The organism is Paenarthrobacter sp. AT5 (assembly GCF_032764245.1).
In the GTDB taxonomy this organism is placed as follows: domain Bacteria; phylum Actinomycetota; class Actinomycetes; order Actinomycetales; family Micrococcaceae; genus Arthrobacter; species Arthrobacter ureafaciens.
Genome location: NZ_CP136441.1, coordinates 4,539,407 through 4,559,265 on the forward strand (window position 1 = coordinate 4,539,407; position 19,859 = coordinate 4,559,265).

Genomic DNA, 19,859 nt, shown 5'->3' on the forward strand with positions numbered 1-19,859 from the left:
CGGATCGATACGTCGCTTCTTTGAGAACCCCGCGAAAGTCGTAAGTATCTGCGTGGATTGAGCCTCAAACCGAACCCCTTCGTCCGAATGATCGGTGATTTGCGCACGTTGACCCGCCCACGACGAACGCTTCGGCTGAACGCCTTCTTACGCCTCGTCGCGCGCTGTTGCGATGCTTCAACACGAGCACCTTCCGAGGCAGGTGCTCGTGTTGAAGCACTGGCGTATGCGGCTGTTATGACAGGCCGCACGCAGGCAATACTTCTTCGCCATCCGAAGTTCAGGGCGGGCACATGCAGATACCAACCTGGAATTCAACCGAGTAGCCGCCCGCGAGACCCACTTCGGAAAATGCAGGCCTACACGCGCAAAAGGGTCGGGTCCTGACCGGACTGGTCGAGCGGGCCGGTGGGCGCCTATGAGTTGCGGAACGCATTGGCAGAAGGGTGGATTTTCGACCGGGCCACCTGTTGAACTGCCGGCGTGGCCACGTGCGAGCCGCGGGAAACGACGACGCCCACGTCGAACGGGCGAACTGGACCCTGGGCGCGAGTCCTCGGTTACCGAGGTTACGACAGGGCGAGCTCAGCTGGGGCGGCCCAGCTTTCCAGATCTAGCTCGAACGCAAAGGTTTATTGCGGTCGGTCGAACCCGCGGTCCCGCCCGCAACTAGTCGGAACCCGTTCTGATCCGGCAGTGATTCGGGAAATCCCTATTGCATCGTGATGGCTCGGATTGAGCCAAGACGGATGGGCCTCAGATCGTATCGCGCATGCATCTTGCAACTTCCCGCACGGCAACGACTTGGTCCTGAAACCACATGATCTGAAACCCATCAGCGAGGGCGAGATCACTACGAGAGATCCTGCCGTGTCAAACCTCCTCGCGATAGCGATCCAAGTGTTGCCCCTCTTCCCTATGGCCCTGAGACTGTTCGTGCCAGCGCTGGTCGAAAAATGAGCCATTTCGTGGGCGTTTCATCTCTGCCAATTGCAACTCCTAAACGTGTTTGCAACGACTGCTAGACGCCAAGCCGTCACAATGGCTCACTTTTCGATCGTCACCGACAGTTCGCCCCCTACCTGCGCCAACAAGGTATCCATTGCATGAACGGCATAATTGCTGGCCTCAATGCTGAGGCGCGGGCAGCACGATGGATCCCGGCAGAACCTTGCTGCGGTGCCCAGGGGCGGCCAGCTGCAGCAATTCGCCGTCCCAAGGACTGCCACCCTCAGGACGATCCCAAAGGGAGGTCATCCGGCATCCTTCATTAGCGCATCAGTTCACGACGCATTTATTACACCGGTGGGGCTGAAATTCTGCATCACGGCGGCAAGCCCCCGGCCGACCGCCAGCAGTCCGGATATGCGACGGACCGCGTGTCAGTGGAGCCCATAGTGGACAGGCCTTCTGCCCTCTGAAAATACGAGAAAAGGACCCGCACCGCCGAGCGGTACGGGTCCTTCCTGGTTTGCTGAGGCCGACCTCGTCCTGTTGAAGGAGAAGGACGAGTTCGCTCGGATGAGCTAGGAGGTAAAAGGGGCTTCAAGGTCATCGAGGAGATTGGGCGGCTCAGCACCGTCCGGGAGGTAATAGGACTCCTCCATGTAGTGGATAAACCGCCATTGGCCATCGTCGTCAAGCTGGACCACCGCAGTGACGCGGGCAGCAGCGACTCGCGGTTGGTCGGATTCGATGCTGCGAATGCGCCATTTCACGACGAAGATCGCGAGCATCGTGTCCGGCGCAATTTCACGAATCCAGGATCTGGGGATGGAGACGGAAGCGTCGACGATCCTGGAGCGAGTGCGCGCCAGGTGACCTGCGATGGCAGTCCAACCTGACAGAATGTCGTCCAATTCCGGGGCCATGTAGGTGGTATCCGCAGATCGCGCCCACAGACTGGCCAGCGCGTCCCATTGCAGGGCTTCCCAGAACTGCTCGAATCGCTGGAGCACGGTCTGAACGTCGGATTTTTTAGTGGTCAGGGGCATGGAGGGATCTTTCGACATCAGTATGGTGAGTTCATTGTGGCGAAGCGAGCTTCGGCGCCTGAAGCCTTCAGCTGCTGATCAATTCCTGCAGCAACGAGTCGTTCCCCGTTGGCAAGAGTGAGCATGGTGAATCCGAGTTCGCGGAAGGTGTGGGCGAGCGTTGCATCCCCCGCATGGAGGGCTGCAATTTTCCTCGTCCGCTGTGCGGCGCTGGCGATGAGGCTGAGTGCGGCTCGCATCGGCTCGGACGGTGGGAACTGGTTTGCACCGTGTCCCAGAGCGATACCGAGGTCGGCTGGTCCTACGTAGCAGCCGTCGATGCCGTCGACGTTGAGGATCGCTTCGGCATTGTGTAGCCCGCTTTCGGTCTCGATCATGGCGAGGATGGTGACTCTCGAGTCGAGCTCGGACACGTCGCGGCTAAGCCATGTGGAAACAGGCCCGTAGCTTCGTTCTCCCCGGGGAGGGTAGTGGGCTGCTCGAGCAATCATCTGTGCCTGCTCCACGGAGTTGACCATTGGGACGATGATGCCGTCCGCACCAAGGTCGAGGGCGTATCCGATCTTCTGTGGGCTTGAGTCAGCCACACGAACGTAGCGGGGAACGCTGCTGGGTACTTCTAGCATTCGACGAAGGGTATGGTCCTCGATGCCATGTTGGCAGTCAATGCCGACGAAGTCTGCGGTGCTGCCTTCGATGGCCCTCAGCACTCCGATGTCATCGTTGGCGACCCAGAAGCCGTCGGTGGTCTTCCCGGGCGGGATGTCAGTGGACATGATTAGCTTCTGCGCTGTGATCCGGTCTGGCCGCCGCTGCGGTGGAAGCTGTCTTGTTGTGCCGAAGCACGCGAGCTGCAATGCCGGTGAGAACTAGCAGGATAAGGCCGGCTGCGGCGAGGACGGTGAACCCGGTGACATACGCCCCTGGGGCAGCCAGTGTTTTGTCCCCCAGGGTGACAGTCTGTGAGGCAAGGATTGCTGAGAACATGAGGGGCCCGGCGGCGAGCCCGACGGACTTCATCACCTGGTTGACGTTGCCGGCTTCGCTTGTGCGTTCGACCGGGACGCCGGTCATCAGCAGGATTGGGATTGCGGCATAGAGGAAGCCTGATCCGATAATCGCGATTCCGCCTCCGACCGCCAGTAGGAGGGGTGAGACCACGGGTGACAGCAGCAGAATCAGAGCTCCTGCCAGGACGAAAAAGCTTCCTGTGCCGAGCGCCGTGGGGACGCCGAACCTCCGAGTAAGGATTGAGGACAGCGGGCTGGCAAGGGCACCGCCGAGAACGCTGGCGGCACCCATGACTGCGGCGGTTGCGGCTGCGCCGAGACCCATACCAAGTCCTGCACCCGGCGGTGACTGTAAGGCGACCACGAGGACAAGCCAGAAGGCCAGCACGCCGAAAGCCATCACCAGCATCATAGTGTGGGCGACGGCTACCCGGCCGTCCTTAAAAGTACGGAAGTCGACTGCCGGGTGCGGGCTACGAAGCGAAAGAACGACGAATGCGGCGAGGGCAACGGCACCTGCCATGATGAGTGCGATGACTACTGCTCCGTTGGCCTTACCGAGGAGGGTGATTCCCAGGAGAATGGCGGCGACGGCGGCGGCAAAGATCAACCCGCTGCCCAAGTCGACGTCGCGGAGTTTGCCTGAGGCCGGGCTCGCAGGGAGCAGAATCAATACGAGGATCACGGTTAGTGCCGCGAGGCCGGCGCTGAAGGCGAAGATCGCCCGCCACCCGACCCCATCGATGAGGAGGCCGGCTACAAACTGGCCTATGGGCCCGCCGATGAGGGCTGTACCCGAGAGCAAAGACAGCACCATGGGCAGGTTGCGATCACCGAGCCGCTCGCGGGCGATGCCGAAGGCGAGCCCGAGGATGGCCCCGGTGGTTCCCTGGATCGCTCGGCCCAGAATGATGCCGGGGAGAGTGGGCCAGAGGAGAGCAACCATTGATCCCGCGGTGCCGAGAAGCAAAGCGGCGATCAGCACACGCTTTCGTCCCAACACGTCTCCGAGCCTGCCCGCGGTCGCGGCGGTAGCCGCTGCGACCAGAGCATATCCGGTTATCGACCATCCGACAGTGACGGGATCGCCGAAGTCGGCATAGAGGTGCGGCAGGGCGAGCTGAATCATGTTCTGCTCGAACGCGTGATTCATCTCCGCCAGCATCAACAGACCGATCAGCACGGGAGCGCTGACATGTGTCCACGCGCGAGTTTCGCTCATTCTTTGACTCCTTTGTCTGCGAAACGATGTAGACATGGGCTGCTGTCCACGTCTGAGGGGAGGAGCCGTGAAAGGTGAAGGACCGAGCTGCAGCCCTCCACCTTTCACGGGGATCGTTCAGAGGTCGAGGACAAGCCGACCCGATGCACATCGGGATACACAAATAGCCATCGTGCGGTCTTCATCGTGCTGCTCGGGAGACTTTGCCGAGTCAAGGTGCACGGGTGTGCCACTGACTACGCGCGTTTCGCACGTGCCGCACATCCCTTCCTCACATGAGGTAAAGACCAGCACGCCGGCCTCGCGGGCGACATCGACGATCGTCTGATCTTCCGGAACGGTGAGCACAAGTTCGCTTTCAACCAGCTCAATCTCGAAAGTCCCTGTTGGTCGACTGTCACTGACATCGCGCGCAACGAAGCGTTCCAGGTGCAGGTCACGGGCTGGCTTGCCCACGGCGTCGAAGGCCCCCACTACGGCATTTAACAATGGCTCGGGTCCGCAGGTATATACGAGTGCCTCACCGCTCTCGGCCATGACGTTCTTGAGCGGAATGAATCCTCTCTCGTCCTCGGGATAAATGTTGACCCTCTCGCCATATGCCAGCAGCTCCTCAAGAAACGCCATTGATGAGCGGGTACGGCCCCCATACCAGAGTGACCAGTTGGCACCGTTCGCTTCGGCGGCACGGATCATCGGCAGTAGAGGAGTGATGCCGATGCCGCCGGCCACGAACACATAAGTTTCCGAGTTGCGGAAGGTGAAGTTGTTCCTGGGCCCGCGGATGCGTATCTCTCCACCGGCCGACAGTGAGCCGTGAACCTCCAGGGAGCCTCCGCGACTGTTCGGGTCGAGCAGGACGCCGAACCGATATTGGCTGTGGTCGTCAGGGTCGCCGGCGAGCGAGTACTGTCGCACTAATCCGGATCTAAGGATGAAGTCGACGTGGGCGCCTGGAGTCCACTCGGGCAGCAGCGAGCCGTCCGTTGCCGACAACCTGATTTCGGCGACGCCATCGGCGGCAGCCTGTTTCATGGTGATCGTGGCATCGATCTCGGTTTCGAGTGACGTTGCCGTGCTGGATGTTGAGATGCTCATGGTTAGCTTCCGGTGATTGCCTGAGCGCCGATGGCGTTCAGGGCTGCGGTGTTCCCGAGCGCACGGAGCCGAGGCTCGTAGAGATCGGCGGCATTCCGGGACAGGATCCGCTCCCGGCCCTCGCTGGAGAGCCCGCTGGGCAGATCAGCCGGGCTCATCGAGGACCAGTGTGGGTAGTTACTGCCGTAGATGAGGAGCTCTTCAGCCCGGCTGACTTCCAGCCATGCCTTCTCTGATGCCTGGTCTGTTGGGGCTTCGAAACGGCTTGTGCGGAAGCGGAAATGGTCCAGGTGTTCGGACGGCATGTCGCTGACCCAGGGGGTTTCATGCCGGGAGATCCCCCAGTCCCCGTCCATCCGCCACAGGAACGGCATAAGCAGGTCGAATGCACCGTCCCCGAAGACGACGCGGAGGTCCGGAAGGCGGTCAACGACTCCTTCTAGGATGAAACTGGCCAGGTGGTACAGGCCGGAGATGTTCTCCTGGGAAGTGTACTCGATGTGCTTGGTGGGATAGCCGGCCATGGTCGGCTTGTAATTCGCCGCCGCCCCGCCGTCCGCATGTATGACAACGGGAAGCTTCAGTTCCGCAGCAGCCTTCCAGATCGGAAAGTAGTTGCGATGGCCGTAGGGGCGCCACGCGTCCAGCGGAACCCCGACCTGCACCATACGTGGATGGTCTGCCCACTTCTCGATTTCTGCGACCGCCTTATCGGGGTCTGTTGGGTTGACGCGGATGGTGCCCAGGAACCGATCCGCGGACTCGGGCGCGTCCAGCCAGGATTTCGCAAGCCATTGGTTGGTGGCGGCGCACAGTTCGGTGGCCATGTCGATGTCCGGTTGCGGACCACGGGTAAGGGGAGACAGCACGCCGACGCGGGCGTTGTCCCGGTCCAGTTTCGCCAGAATCTTGGCAGGACTAGACCCGGGAAGCGCTGACGCGTCGTCTTCCGGACGAGCCTCCTCAAGGTATTCCCCATAGGGTGCGATACCGGTAGGCGCGGTGTACATCTGACGAAGCACACCGGGCATGTGTCGCTTACTTGCCCAGGGCTCGGACATCCACAGATGCGGCTCGACCTCGGAGCGCCAGAAGGGTGTCACGCAAGTGTCGATGATGGGTGCGTTTTCGGACATTATTATGCAACTCCAAGCAGAATCACGTAGCCGTCCTCGACGACCACTTCGTAGCTTCGGACCTTTACTTTCGCGGCGGCGGCTTGCCCGGATTCGAGCTCAAACTCCCACCCGTGCCAGGGGCACTTGATGAACTCGTTTTCGCGCGAGAATTTTGACGAGTAGGGCTCCTCCCCTGCCGTCGTTTCACCGGTGAGCTGCCCGACACACATCGGACCGCCCCGGTGCGGGCAGTAATTGGCGATTGCCGACAGCTTGCCGTCGATGTTGTAGACACCGACGCCGAACTTGCCGGCGGGCACGACGACCATTGACCCGGGCAGAAAGTCTTCGATCTTGGCAACGACAGTGCGCGAGCCGACTGTTGTGGAGTTATTTGCTGACATCAGTCGGACCCCACAAATTCGTGCATGACCTGGAGCGTGTTGACCTGGGAGATGACGTGCCCCGAGTTGTCGACCTTGTTTTGATTCACGCCGTGGCTGTACCGCGTCATGGGGTCGGCGGTGAGGTCGAGTTCGTCGACGGGTCGGAACTCCGGCAGGTTGTACAGTTCACGGGCGTTCTCGAACAGGACCTTGTCCCGCCAGCTGGCCGGGAGGCGTCCGGCAATGAAGCGCGGGTCGTCGTAGTCCCAGTGTGGGTAGTCGCTCGAGAACATCAGCATGTCCTGTAGTCCGCCGGCTTCGATCAGCTTGATTACGTCCCGGGGGTTCTTCGGCTCCTCGAACGGTTGGGTGGTGATCCGAATCTGTTGGCGGATGGAGTCGCTGGGGCGGCGCTTGACGTTGGGAACCTCAGCGCCGAGCTCCTGCCAGTAGCGGTCGAACCGCCACATTGCCGGTGTGAGCCAACTGAAGCCGCCCTCGACGAAGACCACACGCAGGTCGGGAAGCTCGTCGAAGACACCGTCGAAGATGAGGCTGGCGAGGTGGTTGACGTAATAGTGCGACCACGAGCCCATGACTTCGATGTGGTAGGAGCTGTAACCGACGGGGGTCATCGACTGCATCGAGCCTTCGCGCGTGATGTGCATCGCGATGGGCAGACCGAGGCGGGCAGCCTCCCGCAGGACCGGGCGGTAAAGCGGATGCCCGATGGGATGCACGAGCGCCTCCGGTGCGAACTGAACCTGGGGAAAAAACCCGTGCCCGACCCATTTGTTCATCTCGGCGATCGCTCCGGCCGGGTCACCGGGTGAGATGCGGATACCTGCGCGGTAGCGGCCGTGCGAGTTGTTCGCAGACCCCAGCCAGTCGGCAGCAATGTACTCATTGATGCCAGTGCAGCGGGCAGTTTCCCATTCGGCGTCCCACCACTTTGCTCGGGTCAGGGGAAGGAGCATCGCGTAGTCAGTGCTGGATTCCTGGAAGACCTGCTCGGCGTAAAGCTGCTTGTCTTCACCAGGACGCATGCCCGTGACCAGGGCGTCAGTCCGTGCAGGGGTCGGGGACGCGTAGAAAAGGCGGGCATTCTCCACGTCCGCGGCCCTGTTGGTGTAGTACCTGGACCGCCACGGCTCCGGGATGTAATCGATCATCTCGTGCATGGGGACGTCCGGGTGCGTGTCCGCGTCGATCGTGGCGACGCGCTTCTGGTCGCCGATCTTCAGGTCGCTCGTTTCTTTCGTCATTGAGGAACCTCCTTGTCCGTCAAATAGGAGCCTATTTCCAGCCACTCGGGCCGTTGTAGTTGATGAATCTACGCGTGATACTGGTCATAAATAACGTCCTATTTAGGAGGTCAGAGATGATCGGAACGGGTGAATTCGACAAGGCCGGCGCAGTGACAGCCGACAGGATCCAGAACTGGATCAGCAATGAGGGCTGGCCGATTGGGTTGCGTTTGGGAACCGAGCCGGACCTGATGGCCCGCTTCACTGTGAGCAGAGGGGTGTTGCGGGAGGCTCTCAGGATGCTTGAGCAGCAAGGCGTGGTTGAAACCCGGCGCGGACGGGGAGGTGGGGTGGTGGTTTCTCAACCCTCAACAGATGCGGTTGTTGAAGCGGCCATTCCTTACCTCCGGTTCCGCGGGGTTCGGACGAATCACACCTTTGAGGCGCGTCGTGCGCTCGAACTGTCGATGGTGCCGCTGATCATCGACCGCATGAACAATGACAACGCCCGCACCCTGGAACAGTTCCTGGAATGGGAAGGGACCCTCGCCAAGGCACCAGACGAATTCTTCGAACGAAAACACACAGCCTTCCGCGGATTCCACACCATCCTCGCAGCGCTGACCGGCAACCCGGCACTTGAGTTGTTCGTCCACGTCCTGGAGTCGCTCACGTTCGCCGCTTACCGCCGAAACCGGGATACGGGGCAGATCCAGTTGGAAGACAACACGATCTACGAGCGGCACTGCGCCGTAGCAGCGGCACTAATCGCAAAGGACGCAGACCGCGCCCTGCGCGAGCTCGACGAAGCGATGGCGTTGGCGCGGGACCTATACGGGGAACCGGACCCTGTCGAACGTTTGAAGGCCCGGGCGGCCAGCATCCTGCTACCCGATAAATAGGACACCATAACGCTCGTCAGCTAGTGCCAATGTTGTCCATGCAGTCCGCACGGGCTGTTCGGCTACGGAGCCTTGATACTCGGCTCCTCTAAACAAAAATAGGAGCCTCCAACGATGACGATGGTGAGCAACCCGGCAGAGTTGACGATCATGTCTGACCAGCCAAAGGAAAACGAAGCGTGGTCCAACTGGGCCCAAAACTTCACTTCGAACCCGGCGTTGACTTTTTACCCTGATTCCGAGACCGGAGTGGCCGATGCCGTCCGAGTGGCAGTGCGCGAGAACCTCACCCTGCGCACGGCGGGCAGTAGCCTCTCCTTCTCTCCGCTGGTGACAACGCAGGGCGTTCTGCTGCACCTCGACAAGCTCACGGGCATCACTTCCATTGACGAGACGAAGCAGCGCGTTCGGGTCCGGGCGGGTACAACGATCAAAAACCTCGCGGCGGAATTGTGGGAGCGCGGCTGGTCGCTGAGCAACCAGGGCATCATTTGGGAACAAGCAATTGCTGGTGCTTTGAACACCTCTACGCACGGAACGGGCAGGGGCCTTCGCGGATTCTCCTCGATGCTGACCTGGGTGCGTCTGGTCGACGGCCGCGGCGAGATCATCGAGATCGGTGAAGATGACCCCCGCCTCCACGGCGTTCAAACCGGCCTCGGACTCATGGGCGTGTTCCTTGAAGTTGAGCTCAAGGTCGTCCCGCGCTTTTTCCTGGAAGAAAAGTTCCAGTTCCCGCACTGGGATGTCGCAGCGAATGCGTGGGAGAACGAGGTTGCGAATAACCGTAATCACGGCCTGATGTGGCTCAAAAGCGACACCTCAGCTCAGGAATACAGCCTTCCGTCTCCTGACGGCGAGAGTATGGCGAACCGGACTGTCTACTTCCAGGCCAACGAGATTGACCAGATTCCAGAGAAAGAATGGTCCGATGTGCTTGGTGCCCGTCGGGGCCCCGCATACCGCGTGCTGTCGGCGCCCATCGGCGAGGGCGCCAAATTGTTCTACGAACTCGAATACGCCGTTCCGTACGAGGACGTCCTCGAAGCAGTGGCCCTTGTTCAGCGCCAGAGCGAGGCCCACCCAGAGCAGAACCACCCGATCTTCATGCGGGTAATAGAAGCCGACGACTCATGGATGTCGCCGTTCTACCAGCGGAAATCAGCCACGATCTCGGTAGCTGGAATGCCGGGCACCGACTACTGGCCTTTTCTGCGCGCCGTGCATAACACGCTGCTGCCGTTTGCACCCCGGGCCCACTGGGGCAAGCTCCATCTCATGACCCGCGAGCAGATTCAGAGCGCCTATCCCAAGTTTGACGACTACGTCGCACTCCGACGTGAGCAGGATTCAAACGGCATCTTCCTCAACGACCACCTGCGGCCCCTATTCGGATAAATTCCCGCGGGGCCGGAGCAGCATTAGGAAGCGCCGGCCCCATCTGGCCAAGGTCCCCAGATATCCACACGACGGCATTTTTTGAACCCAGAAACGATATCGTGCACGCCCTGCTCACCGCCGCCGCAAACATGAAAGCAGATAAACGTGAACAGAATGACCGGTAAAGGAGCTGTTGTTACCGGGGCAGGCTCTGGGCTCGGACGGGCCGCCAGTATGGCACTGGCGAGGGAAGGCGCAGCCGTGCTCCTCGTCGACATTGACGCTGCGGGGCTACAAGAGACCGCTGAAAACATCCAGGCGGCAGGCGGGAAAAGCATCGTCTTCATAGCTGACGTTTCCAACGCCGAACAGGTGCGTGACTACGTGACCCGCGCACAACAGGAATTCGGGACCATCGACGCGTTCTTCAACAACGCGGGAATCATCGGGCCGCAAGCGCCCCTGGTTGAGTACCCCGAAGACGGTTTCGATAAAGTCATGGCCATCAATGTCAAAGGAGTTTTCCTCGGCCTCAAGTACATGCTGCCCGTCATGATGGCCCAAGGGTCCGGGGCCGTCGTAAATACCGGTTCTATGGCTTCCGCAGGCGCTTTACCCGGCAGTACAGCGTACGCGGCAGCCAAACATGCAGTCATCGGGCTGACCAAGACCGCTGCTGTCGAGACTGCCACGACCGGCGTACGCGTTAACGCAATCCTTCCGGGCAACATCAAAACAAAGATGGCACTGGCCGGCACTCCCGGGCAGACGATAGCTGAAAAAGAAGCCGTCCTTGGTGCAACGGTTCCCCAGGGACGGGCAGGGCAGCCCGAGGAAATCGCAGAGGCGGTTTTGTTCCTTGTCTCCGACCAGGCCCAGCACATAACAGGGGTTCAGCTGCCTGTAGACGGAGGAATTACCGCGCAGGTCTACCCCAGGGCCACGACTTCCCGCGCAACGTCTCTGACCTGAACACCAGGCTACAAAATTCCTTACTCCGTACCAGGCAGCCAAAGTCCGAGCACCAGATTTCCCAACCGGAGAAATCAGTCAGCGCACTGCCGCCCCACCCGGCACGGCGTCCACCGCACAACACAAAGAAGGAATCACAATGCGAACACTCCGCCTGCATGGCCCCCGAGACGCCAGGATCGAGGACGTAGAACGACCCGATCTACGACCCGGAACGGTCCGTATAGATGTCTCCTACGCCGGTATTTGCGGATCCGACTTGGCCCTCTACCAAGACGCTCCGGTTCCGAGGGACTACGCAAACCCAATAATTGGGGAAACAGGCCCTCACAGCCTCGGCCATGAATTCGCCGGCTACGTCGTCGAGGTCGCAGCCGATGTCGAATCGCTCACGATAGGTGACCTCGTCGCGGTGCAACCAAACTTTGCCGACGGGACGTGCCCATCCTGCCTGTCGGGGCACCCCAACATGTGCGACAACTACGCCTTTATTGGAATCCACGGCTGGGGCGGCGGTTTCAGCGAGTCACTTGTCGTGCCGGCGGACCACGCCTTCAAGCTACCGTCCGAATTTTCGCCCGAAATTGCTGCGCTCATTGAGCCCTTGGCGGTCGCATGGCACGCGGTGAACACCTCTGTCCTACCCGACGGCGGAACGGCCCTTGTGGTCGGCGCCGGACCCATCGGATTGAGTCTGCTGCTTTGCCTTAAGGCCCAAGGCGCTGGAACGGTCATCGTCAGTGAACTCAGCGAGGTGCGCAAACAGCTCGCGCTGGAGCTCGGCGCAGACCTAGTCATCGACCCACGCGAGGAAGACGTCGCACAAGCCGTATTGCGGGTTACGCACGGACGCGGTGCCGACGCTTCGTTCGACGCCTCCGGAGTCGGAAAGGCGAGCCTTCAGGTCGCAGTAGATTCACTCGCACCCGCCGCTCGAGCAGTTATCGTTGCAGGATTTCACCACGACGTACCCCTGGACGTCATGCCTTTCCTCTTCAAGGAAAAGATCCTGACCGGCTCGTTCGCCTACACCGCACAAGAATTTGAGGCAGTTCGCGATGCCATCGTCGACGGCCGGATTAAACCGGAACGCCTCATCAGCAGCACGATCAGCCTCTCCGAAGTCGTCGAAAAGGGCATTAAACACCTGCTAGGAGACGGACGCTCCTCAGAAGTCAAAATCTTGGTTAAGCCCTAATTTGCCAAACCCGCTGGATCCGCATTACACGTCAACCACCAGTGCAGCGTGCAATGCGGATCTCCGCGTCCTGCACAAATGGCCCATGCGGCGGAGCCCCGTGGACTTGGACAGTCATACCCGTCGATTCATCATGTATCCAGGGCAGCTTAGGAGGCGACATGAGTTCAGCAGCACCATCTGGAACTCCGTGGATGCCGAAAATTTTTCTTCAAGATTCTCGGTCCCGAACGAGTTATACACACCAAGTCCATGACTGGTCCGACCTCCGAGGGGCAACTGTGGAAGTTCGACTTAAGGGAACATATCTCAGAACCGGTTGCGTGGAAGAAGCAACCGCCGAAATGCTATGGCTGGAGCAGGATGGCGTCGAATCGAGAATGCTTATTGATAAACTCAATGGCTACGAACTCTGGATCGATCCCCAGCAACTCCCCTTCTTAAAACGCAGAGGATAGGACCCGAGCCGGTCCTTAACTGGTTGATGACCATCTCGAGAATTCCGATCTGTTGCAGTGCCAGGTAAGTGACGGAGACGTAGGCCAGAAGAGAGGAGTCGGGCAGTTCGTCTTGCCGCGATGCCGGCGCCTTAGGGAGCACCGATACAACGCACGGCTGCGCCGCACTATTCGACGGCAGGATATCTCCTCACGCATACCAGCGTCTAAATAGGGCCCACTTTAATGGCAACACAGAGGCTAGCATTTTCTTCCGTGCATGGCCTGTCAGAGGCCAGAGAACTTATATAGAAGCCTATTTGTAGGCGAAGGAGACATCACCATGGCACGGTTCACAGGGAAAGTTGCACTCGTAACGGGAGCGGCATCCGGTATCGGGGAAGCGATAGCGAGGAGGCTCCACGCAGACGGTGCGACAGTTATCGTTGCCGATGTGTCCGAAGCCCGCGACGAGATCGCGGAGTCTTTGGGAGAGAGGGCCGTGGCACGAAGGCTCGATGTAGCAGATGAAGCAGACGTTCGCGCCACGGAGGAATGGATACTGGCGGAGTACGGGAAGCTGGACATTCTTGCTAACAACGCCGGTATTGGTGGGGCGCAGGCTCTGACGCATGAATATCCGGTTGAAGAATTTGACAAAGTGATGGCGGTCAACGTCCGCGGACAGTTTCTGGTACTTCAGGCCGGTCTGCGATTGATGCTGGCCAATGGCGGGGGCGCTATCGTGAATACGGCGTCCGTCGGCGGTTTCCGCGCTACCCCGACCTCGATAGCGTACATTGCTTCGAAAGGTGCCGACGTGATGCTCACCCGCACGGCCGCACTGGAGTACGCCCCGCAGGGAATCCGCGTCAACGCGGTCGGACCGGGTACGATCGCCACCCCGATCCTTGCGAATTCACCTAAATCGTTTGTCGACATGCTGGAGTCGCAGATACCGCAGGGCAGGCTCGGCCGAGCGGAAGAAGTCGCCAACGTGGTTGCATTCCTTGCCGATGACGACCAGGCCTCGCATGTTACCGGACAGGTCTGGCTCGTCGACGGCGGCCGTTCAGCGGGTTAGCACAGCACACGGGCAATCGCCCCGAGGCAGGAGGACTGTAAGAGGTCCCAGAAGCTCTTGGGGCGGCCCGCTGCATCCTAGGCGTTGTTGGCCTTCGCGCTACCCTGCCATAGGTTTCGCCTGCACTCACTCTGTCCGGCGCGAGTCCCAAGACAGCCACTTCGCCTATTTACACCACACCCCAACCTGACGTCAGAATCCGTTGGACGTAGCGTCGGCTTAGGGCCGGAAAGTTGATTTCGTGACGACCTGCAGTGCAGGTCTGAGACTTCAATCTGACACCACCGCCACTCTCAGGACCGGGACGCGGATGGGTGGCGAGGGGGTGGTTCCGCACGCATTTTCGCTTGTTTTCCCTGGGAGGCGAGTGTAGAACGTCGCTATGGGCCATCGGCGGAAGTCGCCGGGCGGTGTCCTTGGCGTCTGTGTTGTTCTCCTGTTGACGGGTTGCACGGGAGGCAGTCCTGAGCCTGCGCCTGAGGTCTCCACCACTGCGGACCCAACGGATTCGCTGGAGCAGACCGTGCAGCGATTCATTGCGGACGGTGTCAGCTCTGTTGTCGTGCAGGTTCGGTGGCCTGGCGGCGAGTGGTCCAAAGGCTTTGGGCTGCGGGACCCGTATGGGCGCGAACCGGCACAGCCGCAGGACCGGTTCTCGATTGGCAGCGTGACGAAATCGATGGTCGCCGCCGCCACGTTGCAGCTCGTGGACGACGGCCTTATCGCTCTGGATGACCCGGTGAACGCCATGCTCGAAAGCTTCGGTGCGGGGTTGAAGCCGCCGACGCCGATCACCGTCCGCCAGCTGTTGAACCACACCTCGGGCATGCCTGACTATGTCCAGGCCCTTGAACGGACCAATCCACCCCAGGATGTGGTCTCTACGAGCGTGAGCGTCCAGCATGGCTTGGAACTGACAGCCGCCCTGCCGTGGGATTGGCGCAACGTGGGCTTCTTCTCATACTCAAACAGCAACTACCTGGCCTTGGGACAACTGGTTGAAAAGCTTCGTGGCCGGCCACTGGACGATGTACTCCGGGAACGCGTTTTCGGGCCCCTTGGACTTGATCGGACATCACTGAGCAACAGGGATCGGGCCGCGCCGGACAACCTGAGGGCATACATGTCGGTGGGTGGCGGCCGGCTTGAGATCACCCAACCTGAGGTCGTGACTGGCTCACCGGCAGGTGGAGTGGTGTCCTCAACCGAGGACGTCAACGACTTTTACCGTGGTCTCCTCAGCGGAGCTTTGTTGTCGCCAGGGACGCTGCAAGAGATGAAAATGGTCAAGTCCATGAACTACGGACTCGGCATCACCAGGTTCCCCGACGCTTGCTCGTCGTCAGCGTACCGGTACGGACATTTCGGCTCTGTCTACGGCTACCTCACCTCGTCCATCTCCAGCGAAGACGGCAGCCGGCAAGTCACCCTGGCCATGGCCTTACCCACTCTGCCAAGTGAAACGCCCGACCCCGTCACTGGCCGCCGCATCGATCAATACATCTCACAGATGGAACTCGCAGCGCAGAAAACCCTCGACCAACTGTGCTGAGGCGCGGACTGGCTGTTATCCGGCGGGATGGCCGTGAGTGCAGGAACTAGCTCCGGGTGCCATCTCATGGCCATACAAGCAGGTACGTTCCGGCGCCCGTGGAGCGCCGTGATGGGACCAGAACAAGCTGCTGGTCCCGCCGGTGACACCGGCATCCTCACGTTTAAGCCAGTCACCCAAATGCCGGCTCAACCGGGGGTGCGGTTTGCCCGGATTGGGTTTCTGGCCGCTGTTCTTCTTCATAGTCATGGTTTCCTCCTTGCGCTGGTTCAAGTTCTCGCGGGGCTTGACCGGGCAACCGGACCAGTTCCCCTTTCCGCAACGCTTGAGCCACTAACCTCACCCGGCCTGAGCATCACCTTCAGGTTTGAACTCTGGAAGACGACGGAAGAGCCAGCACTACATCAGGTCTACGCTCGCAATGCAACGGCGTCAATGAGCCGATAAGACACCGCCGGCATGCTGAGGGAAATCGTGCCGGACGTCCCGCGCAGGGAGTGGGATGAGCCGGCCTGCGCCGGGTGGCCGCCGCCGAAGGTCTCTACCGGGACGTGGACGCAGCCGACGAAAAACACTGTTCGCGGCTCTACGTCAACATTGGTTGACGCCCTTTCCGCCGTCAACTAATGTTGACGCATGGAGGTGGAACGCATGAAGACCTTGGTTGCATCCATGGACGGCAAAGGACCCGCCGAAGCGTTGCAAGCGATCACCGAACTACAGAAGGAAGTCAGCCGCACCGAAGCTTCCCTCGTCAGGAAAGCCCGGCAGTCGGGCCTTTCCTGGGAAGCAATCGCGCTGTGCCTCGGCGTGAGTAAACAGGCGGTCCATCGCAAGTACGGCAAGCGGTAACCGGGCGGGTGCCTCTACCCCAACACCCGCACTTCCGCCTCACGGACCGGCTCCCACCGCACGCCAGCGGTGTCAATCACCAGCGACCGCGGCGCCCCGGCGTCGTAACGGCTGCCTTCGGCCACTCCGCAATACAGGAACCGGCAGATCAGCTCCCGCATCGCGTTGGTCACCCGGGCAGTTTCTAAATCTGAGGCATCGACCATCATGGGGGAATCACCCCAGCGGTCTGTGCCGTCAAAGAGAAAGGCCAGCGGGAAGCAATGGGCTGCGTAAGCGCCATCGAGTTTGCTTTGGTGATCGAACCGGACCACTTGGGCAGGTACGGGTGAGTGCGCTGCGATCTCCAGGGCGGGGAGGCGGAATTGGGCCAACGTGGCGGCCCGGACCATCCGAAGATAAGCGTCGTCAGCCATCAGCAGTTCCGCGGCCAATGCCGGGTCCTTGAAGGTTCGCGCAAGGTACTCGTCCACGCCGGCATCGGAGAACCCGTCTCGCGGCTGGTTGCGCAGGAACGCCGCGGATTCCTCCGCCGTGGTGAGGATGAGCACGGCGCCGGTATGGATCCTCTGCACCGAATCCGCAAACCTCGCCACGTCGGCGGGAGCCTCCGTTGACTCGGCGGGCATGTACGGGAACGCCCGCAGCCCCGCCCTTGCAGCTTCCTGGGCATCAAGAAGCGCCGCAACAGGAGCCGTGGCGAGCTTCGACCCAAGAGCCTCAAATACGGCAGTGCGGTGGTTAAGCCACGCCTCTACAGGTAGGGGCGCCAAGCGGGGCATGCTGATCAGCAGGGTCTGGGCCGCCAAGCCTCGGAGAGACGGGTCAATGCTCAGCGCATAGGCATACCAAGCCCCGGCGGAGTCCCCGGCCAAGGTAACTCTGGCCGGGTCTCCCCCGAAAGCACTGATATTGTCCCGAACCCACGCCAGCGCGGCTTGAAGATCACGCAAAGGTTTGGTGGATTCGGAGGGATCTCCGAGCGGGCCAAAATGCCCGATCGCCCCGAGCCGGTAGTTCACGGTGACCAGAACAAAGCCACCGTTCCTGACCAGTTCCGGCGAGTCGTACCACCGGCTCTCTCCTGAGCCGGTGGTGAAACCGCCGCCAGGAATGAAGAAGAGCACGGGCAGTCCATGAGCAGCGGCAGGCGCCTGCACCCGCAAGGTAAAAGCATCCTCGCTCTGTTCGAGTTCGCTCAGCGCCGTACCCAGCAAGCCGTCCAACATGCCCGGCCGCTGTGGGAATGCCGCGGGACGGGTTTGCGGTTCACCAACAACCACGGCGGAAACATCACCGCTTCGTGGGCCCAAAAGAGCCGTGCCGTAGCGCAGTCCGGGCGCGTCCACCACTCCCGCAGAGAGGCTCGCCCGGACCCGCCCGGCGGGAGTATCAATCAGCTGAACCGTCACGCAAGGAACTCATGATCGTCGGCCTTGACCGTCTCGGTCGCTTCCCAATACTCCACATTGGTGTAGGGCCATACCTGCGAAACCCGACCGTGCGCGTTTTGGTACCAGCTGCGTACGTACGGCTGCCCCCACGCCATGCGCCGGTTGCCGGCGTCGACCCAGTCCACAAAGCGGTCCAACGCCGACTGCTTGACGTCGATCGCGGAGGCACCACGACGCAGGACCTCGTGGACGGCCTTGAGGGAGAACTCCACCGCCCGCTCAATCATGAAGTGCAGGCTTCCGGCCACAACACCGCCAACATTGGGCCCATACATCAGGAAGAAGTTGGGGAATCCGGGCACGGTGACGCCGTTGTAGGCCCGGGCGTCGCCCTTCCAGAAATCGTGGATCTCCAGGCCTCCGCGGCCAATGACTTCCACCTCATCGAGGTAGTCCGAGGGCTTGAACCCCGTAGCGAAGACAACAATGTCCACCTGGTGTTCAACACCATCGTTGTCAACAATCCCTGTTTCCGTGAACCGGTCGATCCCGGCAGTGACCACGGTGGTGTGCTCGGACTTGAGGGCAGCTGCCCATACTCCGTTGTCGCGAAGCATCCGCTTGGCCCCCGGCGGATAATTGGGAATGGCGTTCTCCAGCAGCTCGGGCCGGTCGGCCAACTGCTCCTTCAGGCGCTCGATCAGCACCTCCCGGACTTCCTGGTTCTTGGCGGAAACGCTCAAAGGCGCGCCCTGCCATCCGTCCTCCGCCGTGACGGTGTGCATGCGGCCCGGAATCCCCTGAAGTGTCACCCACAAGCGGTACCACTGGGCGTAGTGGGGCACCTTGCGCCGCAACCACGCGAAGGCGTCGCTGACGCCGTCGTGATAATTGGGTGCCGGCAGCATCCACGGCGCGCTGCGCTGGAAGAGCACCAGCCCGGAAACCTCGTCAGCCAGCGCCGGCACAATCTGGTAGGCGCTGGCACCCGTGCCGATGACCGCCACGCGCTTCCCGCGGTAATCGACGTCGTGCGACCACTCCTGCGAGTGCATGGTCACTCCGCGGTACAGCTCAGCGCCGGGGAAGTCGGGGATGTTGGGCCGGTCCAGTTGGCCCAGTGCGCTGACGACGGCGGCAAAGGCGCGGACCCGCTCCTGCCCGCCGCTATGGCGGGTGGTCGCCTGCCAGGTGAGGGACTCCTCGTCCCACACCAAGCGGACAAGACGGGTGGAGAACTCGATGGACTCCACCAGCCCTGCGCGCTCAGCCACGTCCCGGACGTAGTCCAGGACGTCTCCGCCTTCGGCGAATTGGTGTGGCCAGTCACCGCGCTGGGCGAAGGAATACGAATAGCCGAACGTGGGGGTATCGAGGCGGACACCGGGGTAGGTGTTCTTTGCCCAGGTGCCGCCCAGAGTGGGCGCGTCCTCCACCACGGTGAAGGGCACACCCGCCTGCGAATAGCGGTAGGCGGCAGCGATTCCGGCGATTCCGGCGCCGATGATCAACACCGGGAAGTCGCGTCCGTCAGCTACCTCATCGAAGGTCCACTGGGGAGCTCCGCCCTTGTCAGGAGCGAGGTCGAGCTCATGCTTCAACGACGCAAACCAGTGCTCGCGGCCACCGGTGAGGTACCCGAGGAGGTCCGTTACGGCGTCGTCCTCCAGCAAATCAACGCCGGTGACCTCCTTGTCCCGCAGTTGACGCAAGCCATCCAAAGCAAGTGCCCTGGCGCGTTCCTGCTGCTCCGGTGACATGCCTCCGTGCGGATGGGGCTGGGTGTCCACCAGGGTCAAAGGAGGCTGCAGATCGCTGTCAAGGAAAGAGGTGTCCCCCAGCGCCGCCGCGAGGGCGGCGAGCAGGACAGGAAGTTCCGCTTGGGCGACGATCTTTTCCAGTTCGACGTCGTCCTCGACGATCGGCTCTGAGCTTGCTTCCCAGTAGAGGTCGTCAAACCGCATCGTCTCAGACCTCATTTCCTGCATGCTGGGCATTTTTCCTCCTTGATTC

General features: G+C 61.1%; 17 protein-coding genes. 8 read left to right on the top strand and 9 right to left on the bottom strand.

The features are described 5' to 3' along the window. Nucleotides 1–1,526: 1,526 nt before the first annotated feature. The 7 genes from RI444_RS21135 to RI444_RS21165 form a co-directional block, all read right to left on the bottom strand. Nucleotides 1,527–1,994, bottom strand: coding sequence for a nuclear transport factor 2 family protein (locus RI444_RS21135; protein ID WP_207605349.1), 468 nt, complete (start codon nt 1,992–1,994; stop codon nt 1,527–1,529). 17 nt (nt 1,995–2,011) lie between these two features. Then, nucleotides 2,012–2,770 (bottom strand): HpcH/HpaI aldolase family protein, encoded by a 759-nt coding sequence (locus tag RI444_RS21140; protein WP_207605348.1) that lies wholly within the window; start codon nt 2,768–2,770, stop codon nt 2,012–2,014. Next, a complete protein-coding gene (locus RI444_RS21145) occupies nt 2,760–4,226 on the bottom strand; it encodes an MFS transporter (protein ID WP_207605347.1) in 1,467 nt (488 codons plus the stop codon). The genes RI444_RS21140 and RI444_RS21145 overlap by 11 nt, the downstream gene beginning before the upstream one ends. A gap of 117 nt (nt 4,227–4,343) precedes the next feature. Beyond that, on the bottom strand, nt 4,344–5,324 hold the full coding sequence (locus tag RI444_RS21150) for a PDR/VanB family oxidoreductase (protein WP_207605346.1): 981 nt from the start codon (nt 5,322–5,324) through the stop codon (nt 4,344–4,346). Between the two features lie 2 nt (nt 5,325–5,326). Continuing rightward, nucleotides 5,327–6,460, bottom strand: a complete 1,134-nt coding sequence (locus tag RI444_RS21155; protein WP_207605345.1) for an amidohydrolase family protein — start codon at nt 6,458–6,460, stop codon at nt 5,327–5,329. A gap of 2 nt (nt 6,461–6,462) precedes the next feature. Then, a complete protein-coding gene (locus RI444_RS21160; RefSeq protein ID WP_207605344.1) occupies nt 6,463–6,846 on the bottom strand; it encodes a Rieske (2Fe-2S) protein in 384 nt (127 codons plus the stop codon). Then, a complete protein-coding gene (locus RI444_RS21165) occupies nt 6,846–8,093 on the bottom strand; it encodes an amidohydrolase family protein (RefSeq protein WP_207605343.1) in 1,248 nt (415 codons plus the stop codon). Before RI444_RS21165 ends, RI444_RS21160 begins: the two co-directional genes overlap by 1 nt. Before the next feature lie 116 nt (nt 8,094–8,209). Between RI444_RS21165 and RI444_RS21170 the strand changes: the two genes are divergently transcribed. From RI444_RS21170 to RI444_RS21205, 8 genes are all read left to right on the top strand, one after another. After that, nucleotides 8,210–8,977 carry a FadR/GntR family transcriptional regulator gene (locus RI444_RS21170; RefSeq protein ID WP_207605342.1) on the top strand — a complete coding sequence of 256 codons (768 nt, stop codon included), beginning with the start codon at nt 8,210–8,212 and terminating at the stop codon, nt 8,975–8,977. 150 nt (nt 8,978–9,127) lie between these two features. Then, entirely contained in the window at nt 9,128–10,375 is a 1,248-nt protein-coding gene (locus RI444_RS21175) for an FAD-binding protein (protein ID WP_316963851.1), read from the top strand. A gap of 156 nt (nt 10,376–10,531) precedes the next feature. After that, nucleotides 10,532–11,329 (top strand): SDR family NAD(P)-dependent oxidoreductase, encoded by a 798-nt coding sequence (locus RI444_RS21180; protein WP_242703242.1) that lies wholly within the window; start codon nt 10,532–10,534, stop codon nt 11,327–11,329. A gap of 139 nt (nt 11,330–11,468) precedes the next feature. Next, nucleotides 11,469–12,527: a 2,3-butanediol dehydrogenase gene (locus RI444_RS21185; RefSeq protein WP_207605339.1), complete on the top strand. Its 1,059-nt coding sequence runs from the start codon at nt 11,469–11,471 to the stop codon at nt 12,525–12,527. Between the two features lie 323 nt (nt 12,528–12,850). Then, nucleotides 12,851–12,985: a hypothetical protein gene (locus RI444_RS21190; protein ID WP_276514967.1), complete on the top strand. Its 135-nt coding sequence runs from the start codon at nt 12,851–12,853 to the stop codon at nt 12,983–12,985. A 322-nt stretch (nt 12,986–13,307) separates the two neighbouring features. Next, nucleotides 13,308–14,048, top strand: a complete 741-nt coding sequence (locus RI444_RS21195; RefSeq protein ID WP_207605338.1) for an SDR family NAD(P)-dependent oxidoreductase — start codon at nt 13,308–13,310, stop codon at nt 14,046–14,048. Between the two features lie 382 nt (nt 14,049–14,430). Continuing rightward, nucleotides 14,431–15,600 carry a serine hydrolase domain-containing protein gene (locus tag RI444_RS21200; RefSeq protein ID WP_207605337.1) on the top strand — a complete coding sequence of 390 codons (1,170 nt, stop codon included), beginning with the start codon at nt 14,431–14,433 and terminating at the stop codon, nt 15,598–15,600. A 636-nt stretch (nt 15,601–16,236) separates the two neighbouring features. Further along, nucleotides 16,237–16,452 carry a transcriptional regulator gene (locus tag RI444_RS21205; protein ID WP_031216780.1) on the top strand — a complete coding sequence of 72 codons (216 nt, stop codon included), beginning with the start codon at nt 16,237–16,239 and terminating at the stop codon, nt 16,450–16,452. Between the two features lie 14 nt (nt 16,453–16,466). Here RI444_RS21205 and RI444_RS21210 read toward each other — a convergent pair whose 3' ends face one another. After that, nucleotides 16,467–17,864 (bottom strand): carboxylesterase family protein, encoded by a 1,398-nt coding sequence (locus RI444_RS21210; RefSeq protein WP_207605336.1) that lies wholly within the window; start codon nt 17,862–17,864, stop codon nt 16,467–16,469. Continuing rightward, nucleotides 17,861–19,843: a flavin-containing monooxygenase gene (locus tag RI444_RS21215; protein ID WP_207605335.1), complete on the bottom strand. Its 1,983-nt coding sequence runs from the start codon at nt 19,841–19,843 to the stop codon at nt 17,861–17,863. The genes RI444_RS21210 and RI444_RS21215 overlap by 4 nt, the downstream gene beginning before the upstream one ends. Between the last annotated feature and the right edge of the window lie 16 nt (nt 19,844–19,859).

Coding starts and splice junctions, on each gene's coding strand:
- RI444_RS21180 (WP_242703242.1), top strand. CDS start 10,532: ATGACCGGTAAAGGAGCTGTTGTTACCGGGGCAGGCTCTGGGCTCGGA.
- RI444_RS21175 (WP_316963851.1), top strand. CDS start 9,128: ATGTCTGACCAGCCAAAGGAAAACGAAGCGTGGTCCAACTGGGCCCAA.
- RI444_RS21170 (WP_207605342.1), top strand. CDS start 8,210: ATGATCGGAACGGGTGAATTCGACAAGGCCGGCGCAGTGACAGCCGAC.
- RI444_RS21185 (WP_207605339.1), top strand. CDS start 11,469: ATGCGAACACTCCGCCTGCATGGCCCCCGAGACGCCAGGATCGAGGAC.
- RI444_RS21140 (WP_207605348.1), bottom strand. CDS start 2,770: ATGTCCACTGACATCCCGCCCGGGAAGACCACCGACGGCTTCTGGGTC.
- RI444_RS21155 (WP_207605345.1), bottom strand. CDS start 6,460: ATGTCCGAAAACGCACCCATCATCGACACTTGCGTGACACCCTTCTGG.
- RI444_RS21165 (WP_207605343.1), bottom strand. CDS start 8,093: ATGACGAAAGAAACGAGCGACCTGAAGATCGGCGACCAGAAGCGCGTC.
- RI444_RS21205 (WP_031216780.1), top strand. CDS start 16,237: ATGGAGGTGGAACGCATGAAGACCTTGGTTGCATCCATGGACGGCAAA.
- RI444_RS21160 (WP_207605344.1), bottom strand. CDS start 6,846: ATGTCAGCAAATAACTCCACAACAGTCGGCTCGCGCACTGTCGTTGCC.
- RI444_RS21215 (WP_207605335.1), bottom strand. CDS start 19,843: ATGCCCAGCATGCAGGAAATGAGGTCTGAGACGATGCGGTTTGACGAC.
- RI444_RS21145 (WP_207605347.1), bottom strand. CDS start 4,226: ATGAGCGAAACTCGCGCGTGGACACATGTCAGCGCTCCCGTGCTGATC.
- RI444_RS21200 (WP_207605337.1), top strand. CDS start 14,431: ATGGGCCATCGGCGGAAGTCGCCGGGCGGTGTCCTTGGCGTCTGTGTT.
- RI444_RS21195 (WP_207605338.1), top strand. CDS start 13,308: ATGGCACGGTTCACAGGGAAAGTTGCACTCGTAACGGGAGCGGCATCC.
- RI444_RS21150 (WP_207605346.1), bottom strand. CDS start 5,324: ATGAGCATCTCAACATCCAGCACGGCAACGTCACTCGAAACCGAGATC.
- RI444_RS21135 (WP_207605349.1), bottom strand. CDS start 1,994: ATGCCCCTGACCACTAAAAAATCCGACGTTCAGACCGTGCTCCAGCGA.